Raw genomic sequence first — 18,898 nt, 5'->3', positions numbered from 1 at the left:
GCTCCGGGGCATTTGTCCAGAAGTGTTCCAAAGAGCACCCACTACGAGGTTACCGATCATGGCTGGCTTTCCTCACGTTCCATCCCTGATTAACGGGTTGTTGATAATGGCCTCGCTGCTCAGCGTCGAACTGGCCGGCGCGGCGGTACGTTGCGAGCGCAACCTGGTGGCCAACGTCGTGGCGTTCGATCAGCCGCTGATGTTCAACCGCCTCGGTGCGCAAAACGCCAACGGCATGATGTTCGCCCTGCGCCGCGACGTGGTCGATGAGCACGACGTGTCGCTGGCTTACGGTGGCGCGGCGGTGCCAGGCAAGGTTGCGTTGCGGCCTGACAAGCGTCCACGGCCCTTGGTATTGCGGGTGGCGGCTGGGGACTGTCTGACGATCAATCTGCAGAACCTGCTCGACTATCAGGCCAACCCGAACAAGCATGTCGAAGGGGCGGAAGCTGAGGAAAACCCCAACGCGATCGACGCGTTCAAGGTCGATGAGCAAGTGGCTGACCGCCACATCGGTTTCCAGGTCAACGGCCTGCAAGCGGTCAACAGTATCGACGATATTTCATCGTTCACCGGGCGTAACCCCAACACCTTGATCGTGCCGGGAGCCAGCCGTTCCTACACCCTGTTTGCCGAGCGCGAAGGCGCGTTTGCCGTGAGCAGTCGAGGCGCCACGTTTGGTGGCGAAGGCGCTGCGGGCAACGTCGCCAACGGGCTGTTCGGCCAAGTGGTCGTGCTGCCCAAGGGCGGCCGCAGCTACCGCAACACGCTGAGCGAAGAAGAGATGCGCCTGGCCACCAGCGGGCGCACGCCGGCCGGGCAGCCGATTGTCGATTACCAGGCACGCTATCCGCAGCGCGAGCCGTGGCTGCGCGAAGGCAAGGCCGGCACGCCGATCATCAACATGGTCGACGGCAACGAAATCATCTCCAGTGAAAGTGACGCGATCGTGATGGGCAGCAACGCCGACGGCAGCTTCCCGCCCAGCACCTATCCGCTGGAGTCGGTGGGCAAACGCAACCCGGCGATCCCGAATCGCTTGGAGCCGTTCCGCGATTTCGCTTCGCAATTCCAGGATGAAACCGCTGCCACCCAGGCATTCCCCGCCTATTGGGCCGACCCGGTGATGGCCCATGTGCTGGAACCGACCCGCGATTCGTTCATGATCAATTACGGCTCCGGCGGCATGGGCGCCGAAGTCGTCGCCAATCGCTTGGGTGTAGGGCCGATGCACGATTGCCTGTCCTGTGCCTATGAGGAATTTTTCCTCAGCTCGCACACCGTTGGCGACGTCGCCATGCTGGTTGACGTACCGGCCAACGCCGGGCTGGAAAACATCGCTCCCGGGCAGACCCCGAACGCCGATCAGATTGGCGTGAAGGCGACCATGGCGCTGTTCCCGTCGGAGCCGTCGAACGTCAATCACAGCTACATCGGCGACTTCGTCAAATTTCGCAATACCCACAACGGTCACGAGCAGCACATCTTCCACCTGCACGGCCATCAGTGGCTGTTCAATCCCAACGACGACAACTCCGATTACGTCGACGCCCAGGGCATCGGTCCCGGTGCCGGTTACACCTATGAAATCGCCAATGGCGGTTCAGGCAACCGCAATCGGGTAGCGGGCGATGCGATCTATCACTGCCACTTCTATCCGCACTTTGCCCAGGGCATGTGGTCGATGTGGCGGGTGCATGATGTGTTCGAAGAGGGCACCCGGCTCGACGTTTCGCAGCAAGGCGCCGATGGCTATCACAGCGAACCGTTTGCCCTGCGCAGCGGCAAACCGGCGGCCGGCGCGCGCGCCTTGCCGGACGGCGAGATCGTCGCCGGCACACCGATTCCGGCGATCGTGCCGCTGCCGGGCAAAGCCATGGCGCCGATGCCGGGCAAAGTCGTGGTAGTGCCGAAAATCGGTGAAACCCTGGTCGCCGGCCATGATGACGAGGATGACGAAGAAGAGGGCGATGATGACGGTGAACACCATGGCGGCAACGCTGGTGGTCAAGCCATCGGCTCCCTGGCGCTGGTCGATCGCAGCGAAGCCAACCGCAATGCCGACGGCAGCCTGAAAAACCCTGGCTATCCGTTCTGGATCGGCGGCATGGAAAGCTCGGTCGGCCAACGTCCGCCAACCCCGCCACTGGACATGCTCGACGCGGCCACCGCGCAAGCGCTCAAGGCCAGCGGCAAGGCGCTGTGGGCCAACCTCGACCCGGCGCAGTCCGGTGGCTGGGACGGCGGCCTGCAACGGCATACTCTCGACGGCGTGGCGGCCGGAGGCGAGGCGCATACGGTGACCACTTCGCTGGACTTCTCCAAGGAAGTGGTGCGGGCCAAACCGATCTACATGCCGGAGGAGGGCACCGAGGTCGAACAGGCCGCAATGGCCTTCCACGCGAAAAAGGATCACCCGAGCTATGCCTTGCTGCCCGGCAATCAAGTGGTGGCCAAGGCTTTCCGTACCAACGGCGCCTTGCCGATGGCCGGCGCGCCTTACTACGAACCGTGCATGGACGACCGGCAGAAACGCTTGACCAACAGCGCCGGCAGCGGTGAATTCAACAGCGGCGAGCGCATCGATGGCCTGTCGTTTGTCGGTGCCTCGACGTTCACCGCCGACCGGCCACGGATTTACAAGGCTGCCAACATTCAGTTCGACGCGGTGTACAACAAAGTCGGTTATCACTTCCCGCAGGCGCGCATTCTCGCGCTGTGGGAAGACGCCTGGCCGGTGATCACCAAACAGCGTCCGCCAGAGCCGCTGGTGATGCGCATGAACACCTTCGACTGCGTGCAGTACCAGCAAACCAACCTGGTGCCGGCCACGTACGAGATGGACGATTATCAGGTGCGCACACCGACTGACGTGATCGGTCAGCACATCCACTTGCCAAAGTGGGACCTGACTTCCGCCGACGGTTCTTCCAACGGCTGGAATTATGAGGACGGCGTGCTTTCCCCGGGCGCTGTGCAGGAACGCATTCACGCCATCCGTGCGTTCAACCAGTGCGAGGGCAGTGACCCGCGCGACGGCACTCAAGCCTGCCCGAAAGCCAAGGCACACCCGTTCTTCGGTCAGTACGGGCGGGCTGACTGGGTTGGCGCGCGCACGGCGATGCAGCGCTGGTTCGTCGACCCGGTGGTGAACATCAAAGGTGTCGATCGCGGCCTCGGCACGATCTTCACCCACGACCACCTGGGCCCATCGACGCACCAGCAGATCGGGCTGTACGCCACGGTGCTGGCGGAACCGGCCGGTTCGACTTGGCTGCACGCCGAGACCGGCGAGCCGTTGTACAGCGGCGCGCGTCAGGACGGCGGGCCGACGTCGTGGCAAGCGGTGATCAACACCGGTGACCTCGATGGCGACGGCAAGAACGACAGCTTCCGCGAGTTTTTCCTTGAATACAGCGACTTCCAGCACGCCTATGAAGCCGGCGTCTACGTCGGTGCCGGACCCAATGGCGTGCCCAATGCGCAAGCGTTCCCGGCCACCGCCGACAGCTTCCGCTACGCGATCAATCCGCCAGTGCGCAACAACGCCAGCACTCTGCTTGAAGGCGTGCTGGAAGTGCAGGGCGGTCAGGTGCCGGGCTGTCCGAGCCGGCCGTGTCCGCAGGCGATTTCGGTGGATGACCCAGGCATGTTCGTCGTCAATTACCGCAACGAGCCGCTGGCCCTGCGCGTGTACGACCCGAACAAAGTCGGCCCGGATGGCAAGCGCGGCATGCAGGCCGACGGCCTCGGCGGAGATCTGTCGTTCGCCATGCAAAGCCGCACCGACCGGGCGATCCCGGCGATGAACCTGGCGCCGAACCTGCTCACCTCGGCCACCGGGCCAACCGGCGGCACTACGCTGTTCCCGCCGCACATCAACAAGGGCGGTGCCGAACCGGGCGATCCGTTCACGCCGATGCTGCGCACCTACACCGGCGACAACGTGCGGCTGCGGGTGCATGCCGGGGGCCATGAGGAGGAACACAACGTGACCCTGCATGGCGTGAAATGGCTGCAGAGCGGTTCCGGTTTCGGCAACAGCTCCAACTCCGGCTGGCGCGCCTCGCAGATGATCGGCATCTCCGAACAGATGGGCTTCATTGCGCCGGTGTCGATGCTCTCCAGCTCTGCGGCGACCACGGGCGACTATCTGTACTCGATGGACGCTTCGATCGAAGGCTACTGGAGCGGTATCTGGGGAGTGATGCGCAACTACACCGCCAAGCGCAATGACCTTTTTGCGATTCCCAACAACCCGAGCCCGGCGGGCATGCGTAACACGGTCGCTTTCGAGGGCAGTTGTCCGCGGATCAGCGCCAACCCCAACGGCATCGGCACGCGACCCACTGTGCAGCGCACCTATGAAGTGGTCGCCGCGCTGGCCAATGACATTCTCGGCAATGCCCTGGGCCTGACCATCGGCGATTCCGCAGGACTCGGCCAGCATGTCGGCGGGCCGCTGAATCCGGCCGGTGGAACCCTGGTGCTGAACTCGCGCACGGTGAGCATTCCCCAAGTCACGGTGACCGATCCGGAGGACGGCGAAACCATCACCATTGGCGGTCAGAGCGGGCCATTGCACGACCCGACCGCGATTCTGTATGTGCGCAAAGCCGATCTGGATCCGCTCAGCGGCAAGCTCAAGCCCGGCATCCCGGTCGAGCCGCTGGTGCTGCGCGCAGCGGCGGGGGATTGCATCAATATCACCCTGGAAAACCGTTTGCCGAGCGTGATGCCTGATTTGACTCAGACCGCTGTCATGCAGGGGATGGTCAAGCGCGATCGCAACAGTGGTCTGGGCTCGACCACCTTCAGCAACAACCTGATGCGGCCGTCCAGCCACGTCGGTCTGCACGCGCAGCTGTTGGCCTACGACATCACCAAATCCGACGGTGCCAACGTCGGCGCCAACCCGATCCAGACCGTGCCACCGCGCGTCGGCAACAGTGGCGCGTATCCGACCCGGACCTATCAGTACTACGCCGGGCATCTGGAGCGTGAAGGCAAACCGGTGACGCAGTTGGGCCGCAGTGTTGACAACATCAACGCCACGGCGGTGGAGTTCGGCGGGCTCAACATCACCCCGGCGGACGTGATCAAGCAGCCGCAAAAAGGTCTTGGCGCAGCGATGAGCATCCTGCCGATCGGCGCGACCTGGGTTGACGATGTACGCAAGGTCAACGCCACGGTCACCGCGCCGGGGCAAACCAGCTACCGCGATTTTGCGATGGTCTGGCACAAGGCGTTGAACACCCGTTGGGCCAATGGCCGGCCTGTCGAGGGCATTGCGGCTGAAGGCTTGGGTGTGCCGACCGATCCGCAGGACAACTCGAGCATGGCGATCAACTACAAAACCGAACCGCTGTGGTATCGCTTCGGCCTTGCGCCTGACGCACCGTTCGGGCATGCCGACGGCGCCGGTTACGGCGATATGGCCAACGCGCACATGGCTTACAGCAATGCGCTGGTCGGCGGCGATCCACAAACGCCGGTGCTCTACGCGAAACCGGGGCAACCGTTGCGCACGCATATTCTGATGCCCAGCGGCGGCAGTCGTGGCAGCACCTTCCAGCTCGATGGACATGTCTGGTCGGTCAACCCGTTCCAGGCCGAGAAGAGCGACACCGGCGGTTATCCGATGGGCAGTCCGGGCGTGGGTTCAGTGCGCTTCGGCTACAACCCGATGTCGATGTACATCGGCGCCCACGAAAGCATCCTCCCGGCGGCGCACTTCAGCTTCATGATCCCCAGCGCCGGCGGCAGCAACGCAATACCGGGCGATTACCTGTTCCGCGACTACGGCGCCTACGGCAACACCTCCGGGCTATGGGGACTGTTGCGCGTGACCAACGAACCGGAACCGGCACCGCAGGGGCAGTAGGCACAAACGCAAGGCCTGTAAATGCAAAAAACTGTGGGAGCGAGCTTGCTCGCGAATGGGGGCAGCTCGGTTTTTTAGGGGGGACGCTGGAGGCGCCTTCGCGAGCAAGCCCGCTCCCACAGTGGGCAATGGTGGCAGTGAGGGAGTGTGATGGATGCAAATCCTTTGTGGGAGCGAGCCTGCTCGCGAATGGGGGCAACGCGGTTTTTAAGGGTGACGCTGGAGACGCCTTCGCGAGCAAGCCCGCTCCCACAGTGGGCAATGGTGGCAGTGAGAGAGTGTGATGGATGCAAATCCCTTGTGGGAGCGAGCCTGCTCGCGAATGGGGACAGCTCGGTTTTTTAGGGGTGACGCTGGAGACGCCTTCGCGAGCAAGCCCGCTCCCACAGTGGGCAATGGTGGCAGTGAGGGAGTGTGATGGATGCAAATCCCTTGTGGGAGCGAGCTTGCTCGCGAATGGGGGCAGCTCGATTTTTTAGGGGTGACGCTGGAGACGCCTTCGCGAGCAAGCCCGCTCCCACAGTGGGCAATGGTGGCAGTGAGAGAGTGGGATGGATGCAAATCCCTTGTGGGAGCGAGCTTGCTCGCGAATGGGGGCAATTCGGGTTCGAGGGTGGCGCTGAAGACGCGTTCGCGAGCAGGCTCGCTCCCACAGGGGCCGGTGTTTTGCCAGATGAAGAGGTAGGGGAGTGCCAGATGAACAGGATCATCAACATCATCGGTATTTGCACGCTGGCCATGGTCGGGGCGGTGCTGACGCTGAGCGAGATTGCCGTGGCGCAAACCGCTGGCGAGCAGACGCTCAAGAGGGACGGCGTGACGGTGGACTTCGCCCTCAAACCGCTTGCCGCTGACGGCAAACTGCGCGAAGGCGAATTCGCCGATGTGCAGTTTCGCGTGACCGACAGTGCTTCCGGGCAGGCCTTGTCCGGTGTGGCGCCGGGGGCGTGGATCGATGCGCAAACGGTCGCCGCTGATCAGGCCCAGGGCCGCGATCAGAGCTGCAAGGCGCGCGTCGGTGTGTTCCTCAAATCCAACATCGGCGCGCGCCCGCTGCTCGACCTCAACAGCTATTTCCTGCTGGTCATGAACCGTGACGCCAGCATCGCCGTGGTCGATCCCTCGGTGTCGGTCGGCGGCATCACCAGCACCCTGGCGCGGATCGAGCTCAAACAGCCGCCGATGGATTGGGTCACCCCGACCGACAACAAACGTGTATTCGTATCGATGCCCAGCGCCGGCGAAGTGGCAGTGATCGACAGCGAGCAGTTCAAGGTGCTCGATTCGATCAAGGCCGGCAGCCAACCGGTGCGCGTCGCGCTGCAACCGGATGAACGCCTGCTCTGGGTCGGCAATAACGCCAGCAAAGGCGAAGACTCCGGCGTCACAGTGATCGACAGCCAAAGCCTCAAGCCGCTCAAACATTTGTCGACCGGGCGCGGTCATCACGAAATCAGCTTCAGCAAGGACAGCCGTTTCGCCTTTGTCAGTAACCGCGACGACGGCACGTTGAGCGTGATCGACAGCGCCAGCCTGGCCATCGTCAAGCAGGTCAGAACCGGCTCCCACCCTTTGTCGGTTGCCTATTCGGCATTGTCCGGCGCGGTGTACGTGGCTGACGGCAAGGACGGCACCGTCACGGTGATCGACGCCAACAGCCACGCCGTGCGCCGGGTGATCACGTTGCAGCAAGGTCTCGGCCCGATGGGTTTCAGCGCTGACGGGCGTTTCGGCGTGGTACTCAACACCCTGGCGAACCGCGCCAGTGTGATCGACGCGGCCACTGACACGGCTATCCATGACCTCGAAGTCTCCGCCGAGCCTTACCAGTTGGTGTTCACCCAAGCCTATGCCTACGTGCGCGGACTGGCCTCGCCCAAGGTCAGCATGATCAATCTGTCTTCGTTGGGCGAGGGGCGCCAGCCCATCATCCAGGGCTTCGAAGCCGGCCCGCAACCACCGCGCATGGCCGGTGATCTGCCGCTCGCGTCGAGCCTTGCGGTATCGCGCGACGACAACGCGGTGTTCGTCGTCAACCCGGTGGACAACACCACTTACTTCTACGCCGAAGGCATGAACGCGCCGATGTCCGGCTATCCCAATCGCGGCCAGATCGCCCGCGCGGCCATGGTCATCGACCGTAGCCTGCGTGAGGTCTCGCCGGGACTTTACAGCGCCCGGGTGAAGCTGCCGCCAGCCGGGCGTTTCGATGTAGCGTTCCTGCTCAATCAACCGAACATCATTCACTGCTTCAGCGCACTGATCGAAGCCGATGGCGCGGTGGCGAAACACTTCGGCCAGCCGCAAGTCGAGTTTCTTCTGGACAAGACCACTGCTGCGCTCAATGACCCGTACGTGGTGCGTTTTCGCATCGTGCAGGGCAAACAGAAACTGCAGCGCAGCGGTGTGAAAGACGTGCAATTGCGCTATTACCTGGCGCCCACCTCTCACCCGCGTGAGGTCGCCGCGCAGGAAGTTTCCGCCGGCGTGTATGAAGCGCCGATCACCCTCGACCGCAGTGGCGCCTGGTACCTGCATGTGCGCGCGGCGTCGCTGGGGGCCGGTTTCGACGACAAGACGTTTGCCAGTGTCCGGGTCGCCCCGGGCCAGAAGCCCTGAAGAGGAGTTTCACCATGAACCGATTTGTATCCAGTGGCGTGCTGACCCTGTGTCTGTTGAGCTTCGGCATTCAACAAGCCCAGGCCCATTCCGCAGACGAACATGCCGGGCATACGGCGCCGCCACGCAGCAGTCAGGAGCACGCCCAGGTGAAGTTTGCCAACGTGCCATTGTTTGATCAGGACGGTAAGAGCGTACGCCTTGAGCCGGATCTGGTGCAGGGCAAGATTGTCGTCATGAGCTTCATCTACACCAGTTGCACCACGGTGTGCCCGGTGGTCTCGTCGATCATGGGCAAAGTGCAGAAACAACTCGGTGCACGGGTCGGCGATGAGGTGCAACTGGTGTCGATCAGCATCGACCCCCAGCGCGACGATCCCAAGCGCCTGCAGGAATATGCCCGCAGCTTTCAGCAGGGGCCGGGGTGGAGCTGGCTGACCGGCTCGCCACAGTCGATCAACGAAACCCTCAAAGGTCTCGGCAGTTTCAGCGGCGATTTCAAAAGCCACCAGCCGCTGATTCTGGTCGGCGATGGCGACAGCCGCCACTGGACGCGCTACTACGGTTTCACCGATCCGGCGCTGCTCAGCAAGGAAGTGGAAAAGCTCAGCGGCCTGCGCACCCACGCCAGACATACCGCCATCGCCATGGAGCATCAGCCATGAGAATGCTCGACTGGATTTCGCTGAGCGTGTGTTTCTGGATTTTCAGCAACGTCGCGTTTGCCCATGAAGGCCACGCGCCCGACGCCCCGACGAGCGTGGTCGCCGCACCGGCCAAAGGCACTCACGACGCGCAGACATGGTTTACCGACACGCCGTTGTTGGACCAGAACGGCCAGACCTTGCGCTTCTACAGCGACGCCTTGCAGAACCGCGTGGTCCTGCTCAACGTGATTTTCACCAGTTGCAACGATGCCTGCCCGCTGATCACCCGCAAGCTCAAGGAAGTCCGCGAGCTGCTGGGCGACCAGGCCGACGCGATCACTTTCATTTCCCTTACCAGTGACCCGCTGCGCGATACGCCGGCGGTGCTCAAGGCTTACACCTTGAAGCAGGGTTCCGATGACCCTCATTGGCTTTTTCTCACCGGCGACAAGGCGCAGATGGACCTGGTGCTGAGCCGCATCGGCCAGATCGTGCCAACCCCGGAGCAGCACTCCACCCAGCTGATCGTCGGCGACGTCGCCAAAAAGCGCTGGAGCAAGATCCGCCCCGATGCCCCGGCCGCCGCCATTGCCCAGCGCTTGCAATTGCTGACAATGCCCGTGGCCGGCCGCTGAGCCTGCGCCATGAACCCTGGCCGCTCGCTCGCGCTGATTCTGCTCCTTGGCATCAGCCTTGGCGCAACAGCTCAGCCGCTGACGCTTGAGGAGGCGGCCGGCAAGCGCTTGTACCGCGAAGGGCTGTCGGACAGCGGCGAGCCGGTCATGGCGCGGGTAGGCGCGGCAGACGTGGCGCTGCCGGCGACCAGCCTGCCATGCGCCAACTGCCACGGCGCCGATGGCCTCGGACGGCCTGAAGGCGGTGTGCGTCCGCCACCACTGAACTGGGCACGGCTGACCAGCATTTACGGCCAGCAACAGGTCAACGGTCGGCGCTACCCGGCCTACACCGAAACCAGCCTGGCGAGGGTCATCGAACAGGGCCGCGATCCGGCAGGCAATCGCCTCGACCCGAGCATGCCGCGCTTCGTCCTGTCGATGAAGGACCAGCGCAACCTCACTGCGTACCTCAAGCGGCTCGCCGACGAGCGCGACCCCGGCCTCGACAACGAGACCTTGCACCTGGGGACCTTGCTGCCCAGCCAGGGGCCGTTGGCCGAGGAGGGCATGACGGTGGCAGCGGTGCTCAACGGCAGTGTCGCGCGGATCAATCGGGCGGGCGGCATTCATGGCCGGCAGGTGCGTTTGACGGTGATCGATCCCGGACCTGATCGCGCCAGTGCCGAACTGGCCTTGCGTCAATTGATCGAGGAGGAGCAGGTGTTCGCCTTGATCGCACCGCTGGCGCCGGCCCTCGACAGCGAATTGGCGACGCTGCTGGAACTGGCCGGCGTACCGCTGATCGGTCCGTTATCGATGCCTGGCGCCCTGCAGACCAGCGTGCAGATTTTCGCGCCGTTGCCCGGGCTGCGCGAGCAACTGCTGGCCTTGGCCGATTACGCCACGGGCAGCTTGCGGGTGTTGCAGGGGCCGACCCTGATTGCCTATCCCGATGACCCGGTACAGGCGCAAGCGGCGCAAAGCCTCGGTCTATATCTGCAGGGGCATGGCTGGGAAAAAGTCAGCTTGCACGCCTACGACGCGGCGGCCGAGCAACTGCCCCTCGGGTCGCGCTCGGTGTTCTATCTGGGCAGCGGCGGCGGTTTCAGTCGCTTGGCCACGCGCCTGCGTAACGCCGGCCAGGTGCCGTATCTGTTTGCCGCTTCGAGCCAGGTCGCCGGCGATCTGCTGCAAGTGCCGGAAGGCTTTTCCCGGCGCGTGTTTCTCGCCTATCCCTTCGTGCCCAGCGACTGGACGCAAAGCGGGCGCATGGCGTTGTCGACGTTGCGTGAGGGGCAAGGGCTGGGCGCGCAACATGCGGTGCTGCAAGTCGGCGCCTACGCCTCGATGTTGTTGCTCGGCGAAGGCATGAAGCAGGCCGGCCGGGATGCCAGCCGGGAAAAACTCGTCGCCGCGCTCGAAGGCCTGCATGATTTCGACACTGGCCTGACGCCGCGCCTGAACTTCGGTCCCGGGCGGCGCCTGGGCTTGAACGGCGCCCATGTGGTGACCGTGGATTTGCCCGATCAGCGCTTCTATCTGGTGGCGCCGTATAAACCGATGGTTGCCAGCCCCTGACGGAGGCTCCGCTCATGAAGCTCATAACCCTGATGTGGCTGCTGATCTGCTGTTTGCCGGCGGCGTGGGCCGGCAACGGGCCGGCGGCGGCGCGGGTCAATGGCGAGGAAATTTCGCAGTTTCGTCTCGAGCGCTATTTCGCCGAATACCTGGAAGATCAGGGCCGCGCCGTTGCGAGCATTCGCAATCCCAAGGCCTACAGGCAGCTGCGCCGGGCTGCGCTGGATGCGCTGATCGACCGCGAGCTGCTGTGGCAGGAGTCACGCAAGCGCGGTGTGCTCATTGACGAGCAAACGCTCCAGCAACAGATCAATCAGACACGCACCGCACTCGGCGGCGCTGAGCCCTTCGGTCGGCGGTTACAGGACGCCGGCTTCGACGAGGCGTCGTACCGCGATTACCTGGCTCGTGAACTGGCCGCGCAGCAAATGTTTGCCGCATTGCTGCGTCAGCGTTTCACCCGCACTCAGCAACTGCTGATCAAGGTTGCGCCGAATGCCGATGCCACCACCCAGGCACAAGCGCAGCTACGCTTGATACAGATGCGAGCGTCTATCATTGCCTCTGCAGGCTTCGTCAGCGCAACGGTGCGCTCACCATTCGGCTGGCACCTGGTCTATCTAGAGAACCACTGGGAGGCGAGCGATGTCCCACGTATGCAAGGGCTGGAATCAGTCGGGGATGAACGCGCTCGACAGCAACAGGCCCAGGCTCGTCGTCAGGTGCTCGCACAATTGCGGGCGCAGAACAGGATCGAACGAATTGACGACGATTGAAGCTTCCCCCCCAATAGTGGGGAATGGCTTCGATGCCCATTCAGGTGCTTCCCCGTTTCTGGGGAACGGGGTACCGGGACGAGCGGGCATTGTCATTGAATTCAAGGACATGAAGACTTAAAAATACTGGCATTGCGCCTGGCATGAAGTGTGCGTTACCGAGAGTAAGGCACACTCCACCAGACCCGGGCTCAAGGTTTCATCTGCCGGATCTGCTGCTTCAAGGAGTCGACCTTGGTTAACAAAGTACTGGTTGTCGAAGACGAACAGCTGCTTGCACAGAACCTTCAGGATTATCTGTCGGCGCAAGGGCTGGACGTCCGGATTGCACATGACGGAGCGACGGGTATCGGTTTGGCCGAAGCGTTTGCTCCCGATGTACTGGTGTTCGATTACCGCTTGCCCGATATGGAAGGTTTTGAGGTGCTCGACGCCGTCCGCCAGAACAGGACGTGCCATTTTGTGCTGATAACGGGTCACCCGACCGCCGAAGTCTGTGAGCGGGCGCGGCAACTGGGGGTCAGCCACATCCTGTTCAAACCGTTTCCCTTGGCGGAACTGGCCCGAGCTGTCTGCGACCTTTTAGGCATCAAGCGTGAAGCGAAACCCGGTGCGAGCCCTTCCGAAGGGTTTGTCGAACGACGCCAGAGCAGGACCGAGAGCTTCCCGTTGCAGTTGTACGATGGCAGTTGGGTGTTGGCGGATCGGCGACGAAGTCGCGCGACGGCCATGGCACCGGACGACGATCAGATGCTCACCGGGGAGTAATGGCGCGATCAGACGTTCCGGCACTAGCCGCCAGAGTTTGCCGCGCCGACAGGGCTTCAGGCCCCGGTTGGAGAGCAAGCCATGGAACGTCTGTCCGTTGTCGTCGAACCACCGCAGGCGCAAACCGCTGCAGAGCGGTTTACCTGTGAACAGCTGGCTCAGGCCCGGGCACGGGCCACCACCTCGGGCGAACGCGTCCTCGATGCGCTCGCCGTGCTCTGCGAATTGGCGCCGATGCCGTTCATTGATTGCCTCGGCGCGACCCTGCATTACCCGGTGCTGGCCACCGACAGCCTGTTCCAGGCGACGCCGGTATTCGACCGGATCAACCTTGCGCAATGCCTCAAACGTGAATTCATCCTGCTGCGTCATAACGACGAAGTCATTGGTGTATTCGCCGACCCCTTCGAGTCGGCGCGGCTGGCCTGGATAGACGACTGCCTGCACGGGGCGCCGCTGTATCTGGTGCACGCCGATGACCTCAAGGCCTATCTGGCCCGCCATGAAGAAAGCTTCCACGCCGTCGACTCGCTGAATGCCCAGGGCGACACCCATCACGAAATCGACACCCTGCAAAGCCTGTCGCTGACGAGTATCAGCGAAGACGCCAGCAGCGTGGTGAAACTGGTCAACTCGACCCTGTACGACGCGCTGAAAATGCACGCCAGCGACATCCATCTCGGCACCACCGGCAATGGCCTGGTGATCAAGTACCGCATTGACGGCGTGCTCAACAACATCAGCAAGGTCCAGGGGTGCGAGTTCGCCGAGCAGGTGATCTCGCGGGTCAAGGTCATGGCCGAGCTGGACATCGGCGAAAAGCGTGTGCCGCAGGATGGCCGCTTCAAGATCGGCATCAGTGGCCGGCAGATCGATTTTCGTGTGTCGATCATGCCGAGCATTTTCGGTGAAGATGCGGTGCTGCGGGTGCTCGACAAACAGGATCTGGCGGACAAGATCTGCGGCGTGCAACTGCAGGCGCTGGGTTTTGAAGACGAAACCTTGCGCCAGTTGCGCCGCCTCGCCGCCGAGCCCTACGGCATGGTGCTGGTGACCGGCCCGACCGGCAGCGGCAAGACCACCACGCTGTACGCGATGATCACCGAGATCAACCATGGCGTGGACAAGATCATCACCATCGAAGACCCGGTCGAATATCAACTGCCGGGGGTGTTGCAAATTCCGGTCAACGAGAAGAAAGGCCTGACCTTCGCCCGTGGTCTGCGCTCGATCCTGCGCCATGACCCGGACAAGATCATGGTCGGCGAAATCCGCGACCCGGATACCGCACAGATCGCCGTGCAATCAGCGCTCACCGGTCACCTGGTATTCACCACCATCCACGCCAACAACGTCTTCGACGTGATTGGCCGCTTCACGCAAATGGAAATCGACCCCTACAGCCTGGTCTCGGCGCTCAACGCGATCCTTGCTCAGCGCCTGATCCGTCTGGTCTGCACCAGTTGCAGCGCAGCGGTCAGGCCGAGCGATGAAGAGCTGCGCGCCTCGGGCCTCGATCCGCAAAAAGTCGAGCACTACCACTTCGTCCACGGCAAGGGCTGCGGCCACTGCCGGGGCAGCGGTTATCGCGGGCGCACGGCGATTGCCGAGTTGCTGCACCTGGACGACGAACTGCGGCAGATGATCGTCGAGCGTCAACCGATCACCCAAATCAAGGCTCTGGCCTGCGCCCGTGGTTTGCGCCTGTTGCGCGAATCGGCGCTGGAGCTGGTAGAGCAGGGCCGCACCACGCTGGAGGAGATCAATCGTGTCACTTTTATCGCGTGAGCGTTTTATCGCCGTGCTCGGCGCCAGCGGTGTTGGCCTGGGGCAGCGGCGCGGTAGCGACACTCTCTGGCTGGGCAGTGTCGGTTACATCGACGAAGGCTTCCAGAGCTACGCGGTGGCGCTCGACACCCTCGATCGCTTGCTCGGTGAACACGCCCGCGCCGGCGCCGAAGTCAGCGTAGTGATTTCCGGCCACTTCAGCCGTTTCTGCCTGGTGCCGTGGAGCGCGCAGATCAGCAGCCCTGAAGAACTGCGCGGCTTTGCCCGACTGTGTTTTGAAGACTTGTTCGGCGCGACGACTCAGGCGTGGAGTCTGGTGCTGTCCGCCGAACCGACAGGTTACGACCGCATCGCCAGTGCCTTGCCGCAGGATTTGCTCGATCGCTTGCGCACACTGGTCAGCGCTCGCGGTCTGCGCCTGCGCTCGGTGCAACCGTATTTGATGGCGGCGTTCAACCGTTTCGACAAAAGCCTGGATGCCGGCGATTTCCTGTTCGTGGTGGCCGAGCCGCAACGCAGCGTCTTGTTGCTCGCAAGGGAAGGGCGCTGGGCCAGTGTGCGCTCGGTCGGCGGCAGTGACAGCGATGGCGCGCTGAGTGCGTTGATCGGTCGCGAACGGCAGCTGCAAGCCTCGACCAGCGAGCGCGCCTTCAACGTTTACCTGCACGCGCCGGCGCGCCTCGATGCGCAGCCAGACTTGCCTGGCGTGCAATTGCGCAGCCTTGAAGACGCGTCGATGAACGTGCGTGACGGCTTGTACGCCATGTCCCGGGCGGTGGCCTGACATGCGCGCGCTCAATCTGGATTTTCAGCCACGGCCACGTTCCGGCCCGCTGGGCTGGGGGCTGCTCGGCGGCGGTGTGGTGTTGGCGCTGCTGTGCCTGGGCGTGCAACAGCATCTCGATGGCCAATCCGAACAACAGCAAGGTCACTTGCAGACGACCCAGCGCCAGCTCACTGGCGATAACAGCAGCAAGAGCACGTTAAGCCCGGCAGAAACCCGCGAGCAGGCGCAGAACCTCGCCGAAATGCGCAAGGTTTCCCAGCAACTGCGGCGCCCCTGGGAACGCCTGTTCGCCATGCTCGAAGCGCTGCCGCGTGACGACGTCGCGCTGCTGAGCCTGACCCCGGATGCGCGCAAGGGCCAGGTGCGCATCAGTGCCGAAGCGCGGGATCTGCAAGCCATGCTCGATTTTCACAAGCGTCTGGAAGCCAGTGACGAACTGTCCGACGTGTCGCTGCTCAGCCACGAAATCGTCGTCAAATCGCCGGAACAACCGGTGCAATTCAACCTGTCGGCGACCTGGGAGACAGGCGATGCGAATCCCTAGACTGATCGTCCACGAATACCTGCAGGGCCTCGGTATTCCGGGTCTGGCCGGGCTGGCGCTGCTACTGGTTGCACTGGCCTGGGCACTCGCTGGCTTGCTGCCGGGCTGGCAGTCGCTGCAGCAACTCACGTCACAGACGCAGGAGGCCAGCGACTATCTGGCCCAGGTCGAAGACGGCAGCGTCGCGCCGCCCGTGGTACCGCAACGTCAGCTTGATGACTTTCGCAACAAGCTGCCGGCGCAACCGCAGGCCACCGTGGCGATCGATCGCATCTATGCGCTCGCGGCGCAGGAACACATCACCCTGGCGCGCGGCGAGTACGCGCTTGGCGTCGACCCGAAAACCCACTTGGCGCGCTATCAGATCCTCTTGCCGGTGCGTGGCAGTTATCCGCAACTGCGGCGCTTCCTGCATGCCTTGCTCGGGCAGTTGCCGGCGGTGGTGGTGGAAGACCTCGAACTGCAGCGCAAGAAGATTGGTGACACCGACCTCAACGGGCGGATCCGTTTGACCCTCTACCTGTCGAGGTCGTGATGAATAGCAAGCGCGTGACCGGTTGGCTGGGGTTCTTCGGTGTGGCAGCGGCGCTGGCCTGGTTGCCCGAGTACTTCACGCCAGGCGAAGACCCGGAATCGGCCGAAGTGGCCGTGGCCACGCCGGTGAAATCTGCCAGCCATGGCGCCCAGGCAGGCAGGGTCAAGACAGCGCCAATCAAGGACCTCGGCCCGGCCGGCGACCTGTTCGCGGCGAAGACCTGGAAAGCCGCGCCGACCCTGGCCACCGTCACTGAAATTGCCGTCAACCCCGCCCCGGTGGTGCAAGCCCCGAGCCTGCCACCGCTGCCGTTTCAATTCGTCGGCAGGCTGCATGACCGCAGCGACCTGCAAGTGTTTTTGCAGAGCGGTGAGAAAATCTACGTCGTGCGCAACGGGGATGTGATCGACGACACCTGGAAGATCACCGGCATTTCCGATCTGGAACTGAGTCTGGTCTACCTGCCTTTGCATTTGTCGCAGACCCTGTCTGTGGGGAGCACGCAATGAACCGATCCCGTTTGCTGATGAGTGTCGGCCTGTGCGCCGGGCTGGCTGCCTGCAGCACCGCACAAGTGGCCAACAAGGAAGCCGCCGACCTGATTGAACAGGGGCAATACGAGGCGGGGCTGGCCCGAATCGAGGAGGGGTTGCGCGAAGATCCGCGTGACACCGAATTGCACCTGCTGCTCAACAGTGGTCGGGCCAAGGCAATCACGGCGTTGCTGACCTCTGGCGACACTGACCGCGCACGGCGCGATTTTGCTTCCGCGCGGGTCGCCTACAACCGCGTGTTGACCATCGAACCGAATAACCGCCGCGCCCAGGATGCCCTGAAGCAGATGGACTATCTGCGCAGCATGGACGAGAAGCTTGAACTGGCCCGTGGCGACCTGCGTCGCGGCGACATCTACGGCGCCGACCGCCAGGTCAAACAGATCCTCGAACTCGACCCGAACAACGAAGGCGCGCTGGAGCTGCAGGGCAACATCCGTCTGGTGCAAAGCCGCAACGTCATCGTCTATCCGCAGTTGCGCACCAAGCTTGATCGCCCGGTGACCCTGGAGTTTCGCGACGCCAATCTCAAGACCATTTTCGAAGTGCTGTCGCAGGTCGCCGGGCTGAATTTCATCTTCGACAAGGACCTGCGCCCGGACATGAAAGCCACCATCTTCGTGCGGGACGTGCGCATCGAAGACGCGGTGACCCTGCTGCTGCAACAGAACCAGTTGCACCAGAAAGTGGTGAACGAAAACACCTTGCTGATCTACCCGGATTCGCCGCAGAAAGTGAAGGATTACCAGGAACTGGTGATGCGCACCTTTTACCTGACCAGCATCGACGCCAACACCGCCCTGAACATGGTGAAAACCATGCTCAAGACCCGCGACGTGTTTGTCGACGAACGCCTCAACACCCTGACCATGCGCGACACTGAAGATGCCGTGCGCATGGCCGAAAAACTCCTGCAGTCGCAAGACCAGTCCAATCCGGAAGTGGTGCTTGAAGTGGAAGTGATGGAAGTCGCCACCCAGCGCATTCTCGACCTCGGCCTGCAATGGCCGAACACCTTCGGCGTGGTCAACAGCGACGGTTCGGCGGTGACCCTGCTCGATCAGCTCAAAGGAATCAACTCCAGCCGCATCTCGATCTCGCCTTCGCCACAGGCCAAGATCAATGCGCAGGACAACGACATCAACACACTCGCCAGCCCGGTGATTCGCGTGAGCAACCGTGAACAGGCACGGATTCACATCGGTCAGCGCGTGCCGATCATCAGCGCCACGTCGGTGCCATCGACTCAAGGCCCGGTGATCACCGAAAGCGTCACTTACCTCGACGTCGGTTTGAAACTCGAGGTGCAACCGACGGTGCATCTGAACAACGAAGTGGCGATCAAGATTGCCCTCGAAGTGAGTAACGCCACGCCGCTGGAACCGACCCGTCAGGGCACGATCCCGGTGCAGGTCGACACCCGCAATGCGCAGACGACGCTGCGCTTGCATGACGGCGAAACGCAAATTCTTGCCGGGCTGGTGCGCAACGACCACGGCGCTACGGGTAACAAGATTCCTGGCCTTGGTGACATTCCCGGTTTGGGCCGGCTCTTTGGCAGCAACAAGGACACTGTCGGCAAATCCGAGCTGGTGTTGTCGATTACCCCTCGGGTCGTGCGCAACCTGCCGTACCAGAGCCCCTCGGACATGGAGTTCTCCACCGGCACCGAAACCAGCATGCACATTCAGGCCCCGGATCGTTCGCAGAGCTACGTGGTGCCGTCACCTGCCGCGCAGCCGCGTGCAGTCGGCGACTCGGCCGTGGCAACTACCCGTGTCACCGTCGAGAAGCCTTGATC

13 protein-coding genes are annotated in these 18,898 nt (G+C 62.9%); all 13 read left to right on the top strand.

The window, feature by feature from the left end; genetic code table 11:
• Nucleotides 1–58 precede the first annotated feature (58 nt).
• Nucleotides 59–5,884 (top strand): manganese-oxidizing multicopper oxidase MnxG, encoded by a 5,826-nt coding sequence (gene mnxG, locus ACMYUN_RS04490; RefSeq protein WP_415763078.1) that lies wholly within the window; start codon nt 59–61, stop codon nt 5,882–5,884.
• A 696-nt stretch (nt 5,885–6,580) separates the two neighbouring features.
• Nucleotides 6,581–8,503, top strand: a complete 1,923-nt coding sequence (locus tag ACMYUN_RS04485; protein ID WP_415763077.1) for a YncE family protein — start codon at nt 6,581–6,583, stop codon at nt 8,501–8,503.
• A 14-nt stretch (nt 8,504–8,517) separates the two neighbouring features.
• Nucleotides 8,518–9,168 carry an SCO family protein gene (locus ACMYUN_RS04480; RefSeq protein ID WP_415763076.1) on the top strand — a complete coding sequence of 217 codons (651 nt, stop codon included), beginning with the start codon at nt 8,518–8,520 and terminating at the stop codon, nt 9,166–9,168.
• The gene (locus tag ACMYUN_RS04475) at nt 9,165–9,785 is read left to right on the top strand and encodes an SCO family protein (RefSeq protein WP_415763075.1); all 621 of its coding nucleotides are present in this window, start codon (nt 9,165–9,167) and stop codon (nt 9,783–9,785) included. The genes ACMYUN_RS04480 and ACMYUN_RS04475 overlap by 4 nt, the downstream gene beginning before the upstream one ends.
• Before the next feature lie 9 nt (nt 9,786–9,794).
• Nucleotides 9,795–11,345 (top strand): ABC transporter substrate-binding protein, encoded by a 1,551-nt coding sequence (locus ACMYUN_RS04470; protein WP_415763074.1) that lies wholly within the window; start codon nt 9,795–9,797, stop codon nt 11,343–11,345.
• A gap of 14 nt (nt 11,346–11,359) precedes the next feature.
• A complete protein-coding gene (locus ACMYUN_RS04465) occupies nt 11,360–12,121 on the top strand; it encodes a SurA N-terminal domain-containing protein (protein WP_415763073.1) in 762 nt (253 codons plus the stop codon).
• A gap of 234 nt (nt 12,122–12,355) precedes the next feature.
• Entirely contained in the window at nt 12,356–12,889 is a 534-nt protein-coding gene (locus ACMYUN_RS04460) for a response regulator (protein WP_122700545.1), read from the top strand.
• 81 nt (nt 12,890–12,970) lie between these two features.
• On the top strand, nt 12,971–14,677 hold the full coding sequence (locus ACMYUN_RS04455; protein WP_415763072.1) for a GspE/PulE family protein: 1,707 nt from the start codon (nt 12,971–12,973) through the stop codon (nt 14,675–14,677).
• Nucleotides 14,658–15,461, top strand: a complete 804-nt coding sequence (locus ACMYUN_RS04450; RefSeq protein WP_415763071.1) for a hypothetical protein — start codon at nt 14,658–14,660, stop codon at nt 15,459–15,461. The genes ACMYUN_RS04455 and ACMYUN_RS04450 overlap by 20 nt, the downstream gene beginning before the upstream one ends.
• 1 nt (nt 15,462) lies before the next feature.
• Nucleotides 15,463–16,008, top strand: a complete 546-nt coding sequence (locus tag ACMYUN_RS04445; protein WP_415763070.1) for a PilN domain-containing protein — start codon at nt 15,463–15,465, stop codon at nt 16,006–16,008.
• Nucleotides 15,995–16,543 carry a GspMb/PilO family protein gene (locus ACMYUN_RS04440; RefSeq protein ID WP_415763069.1) on the top strand — a complete coding sequence of 183 codons (549 nt, stop codon included), beginning with the start codon at nt 15,995–15,997 and terminating at the stop codon, nt 16,541–16,543. The genes ACMYUN_RS04445 and ACMYUN_RS04440 overlap by 14 nt, the downstream gene beginning before the upstream one ends.
• A complete protein-coding gene (locus ACMYUN_RS04435; protein WP_415763068.1) occupies nt 16,543–17,052 on the top strand; it encodes a hypothetical protein in 510 nt (169 codons plus the stop codon). The genes ACMYUN_RS04440 and ACMYUN_RS04435 overlap by 1 nt, the downstream gene beginning before the upstream one ends.
• The gene (locus tag ACMYUN_RS04430; RefSeq protein WP_415763067.1) at nt 17,049–18,896 is read left to right on the top strand and encodes a secretin N-terminal domain-containing protein; all 1,848 of its coding nucleotides are present in this window, start codon (nt 17,049–17,051) and stop codon (nt 18,894–18,896) included. Before ACMYUN_RS04435 ends, ACMYUN_RS04430 begins: the two co-directional genes overlap by 4 nt.
• The last annotated feature ends 2 nt before the right edge of the window (nt 18,897–18,898 follow it).

It is taken from the genome of Pseudomonas sp. CP4 (assembly GCF_047758505.1).
Taxonomy (GTDB): domain Bacteria; phylum Pseudomonadota; class Gammaproteobacteria; order Pseudomonadales; family Pseudomonadaceae; genus Aquipseudomonas; species Aquipseudomonas fluorescens_AO.
The sequence above is the reverse complement of the archived record's forward strand: the minus strand, read 5'-3'. Positions and strand labels throughout refer to the sequence as shown.

Bases quoted from the DNA above. Each gene is read 5' to 3' on its own strand.
- mnxG (WP_415763078.1), top strand. From the start codon at position 59: ATGGCTGGCTTTCCTCACGTTCCATCCCTGATTAACGGGTTGTTGATA.
- ACMYUN_RS04485 (WP_415763077.1), top strand. From the start codon at position 6,581: ATGAACAGGATCATCAACATCATCGGTATTTGCACGCTGGCCATGGTC.
- ACMYUN_RS04480 (WP_415763076.1), top strand. From the start codon at position 8,518: ATGAACCGATTTGTATCCAGTGGCGTGCTGACCCTGTGTCTGTTGAGC.
- ACMYUN_RS04475 (WP_415763075.1), top strand. From the start codon at position 9,165: ATGAGAATGCTCGACTGGATTTCGCTGAGCGTGTGTTTCTGGATTTTC.
- ACMYUN_RS04470 (WP_415763074.1), top strand. From the start codon at position 9,795: ATGAACCCTGGCCGCTCGCTCGCGCTGATTCTGCTCCTTGGCATCAGC.
- ACMYUN_RS04465 (WP_415763073.1), top strand. From the start codon at position 11,360: ATGAAGCTCATAACCCTGATGTGGCTGCTGATCTGCTGTTTGCCGGCG.
- ACMYUN_RS04455 (WP_415763072.1), top strand. From the start codon at position 12,971: ATGGAACGTCTGTCCGTTGTCGTCGAACCACCGCAGGCGCAAACCGCT.
- ACMYUN_RS04445 (WP_415763070.1), top strand. From the start codon at position 15,463: ATGCGCGCGCTCAATCTGGATTTTCAGCCACGGCCACGTTCCGGCCCG.
- ACMYUN_RS04440 (WP_415763069.1), top strand. From the start codon at position 15,995: ATGCGAATCCCTAGACTGATCGTCCACGAATACCTGCAGGGCCTCGGT.
- ACMYUN_RS04435 (WP_415763068.1), top strand. From the start codon at position 16,543: ATGAATAGCAAGCGCGTGACCGGTTGGCTGGGGTTCTTCGGTGTGGCA.
- ACMYUN_RS04430 (WP_415763067.1), top strand. From the start codon at position 17,049: ATGAACCGATCCCGTTTGCTGATGAGTGTCGGCCTGTGCGCCGGGCTG.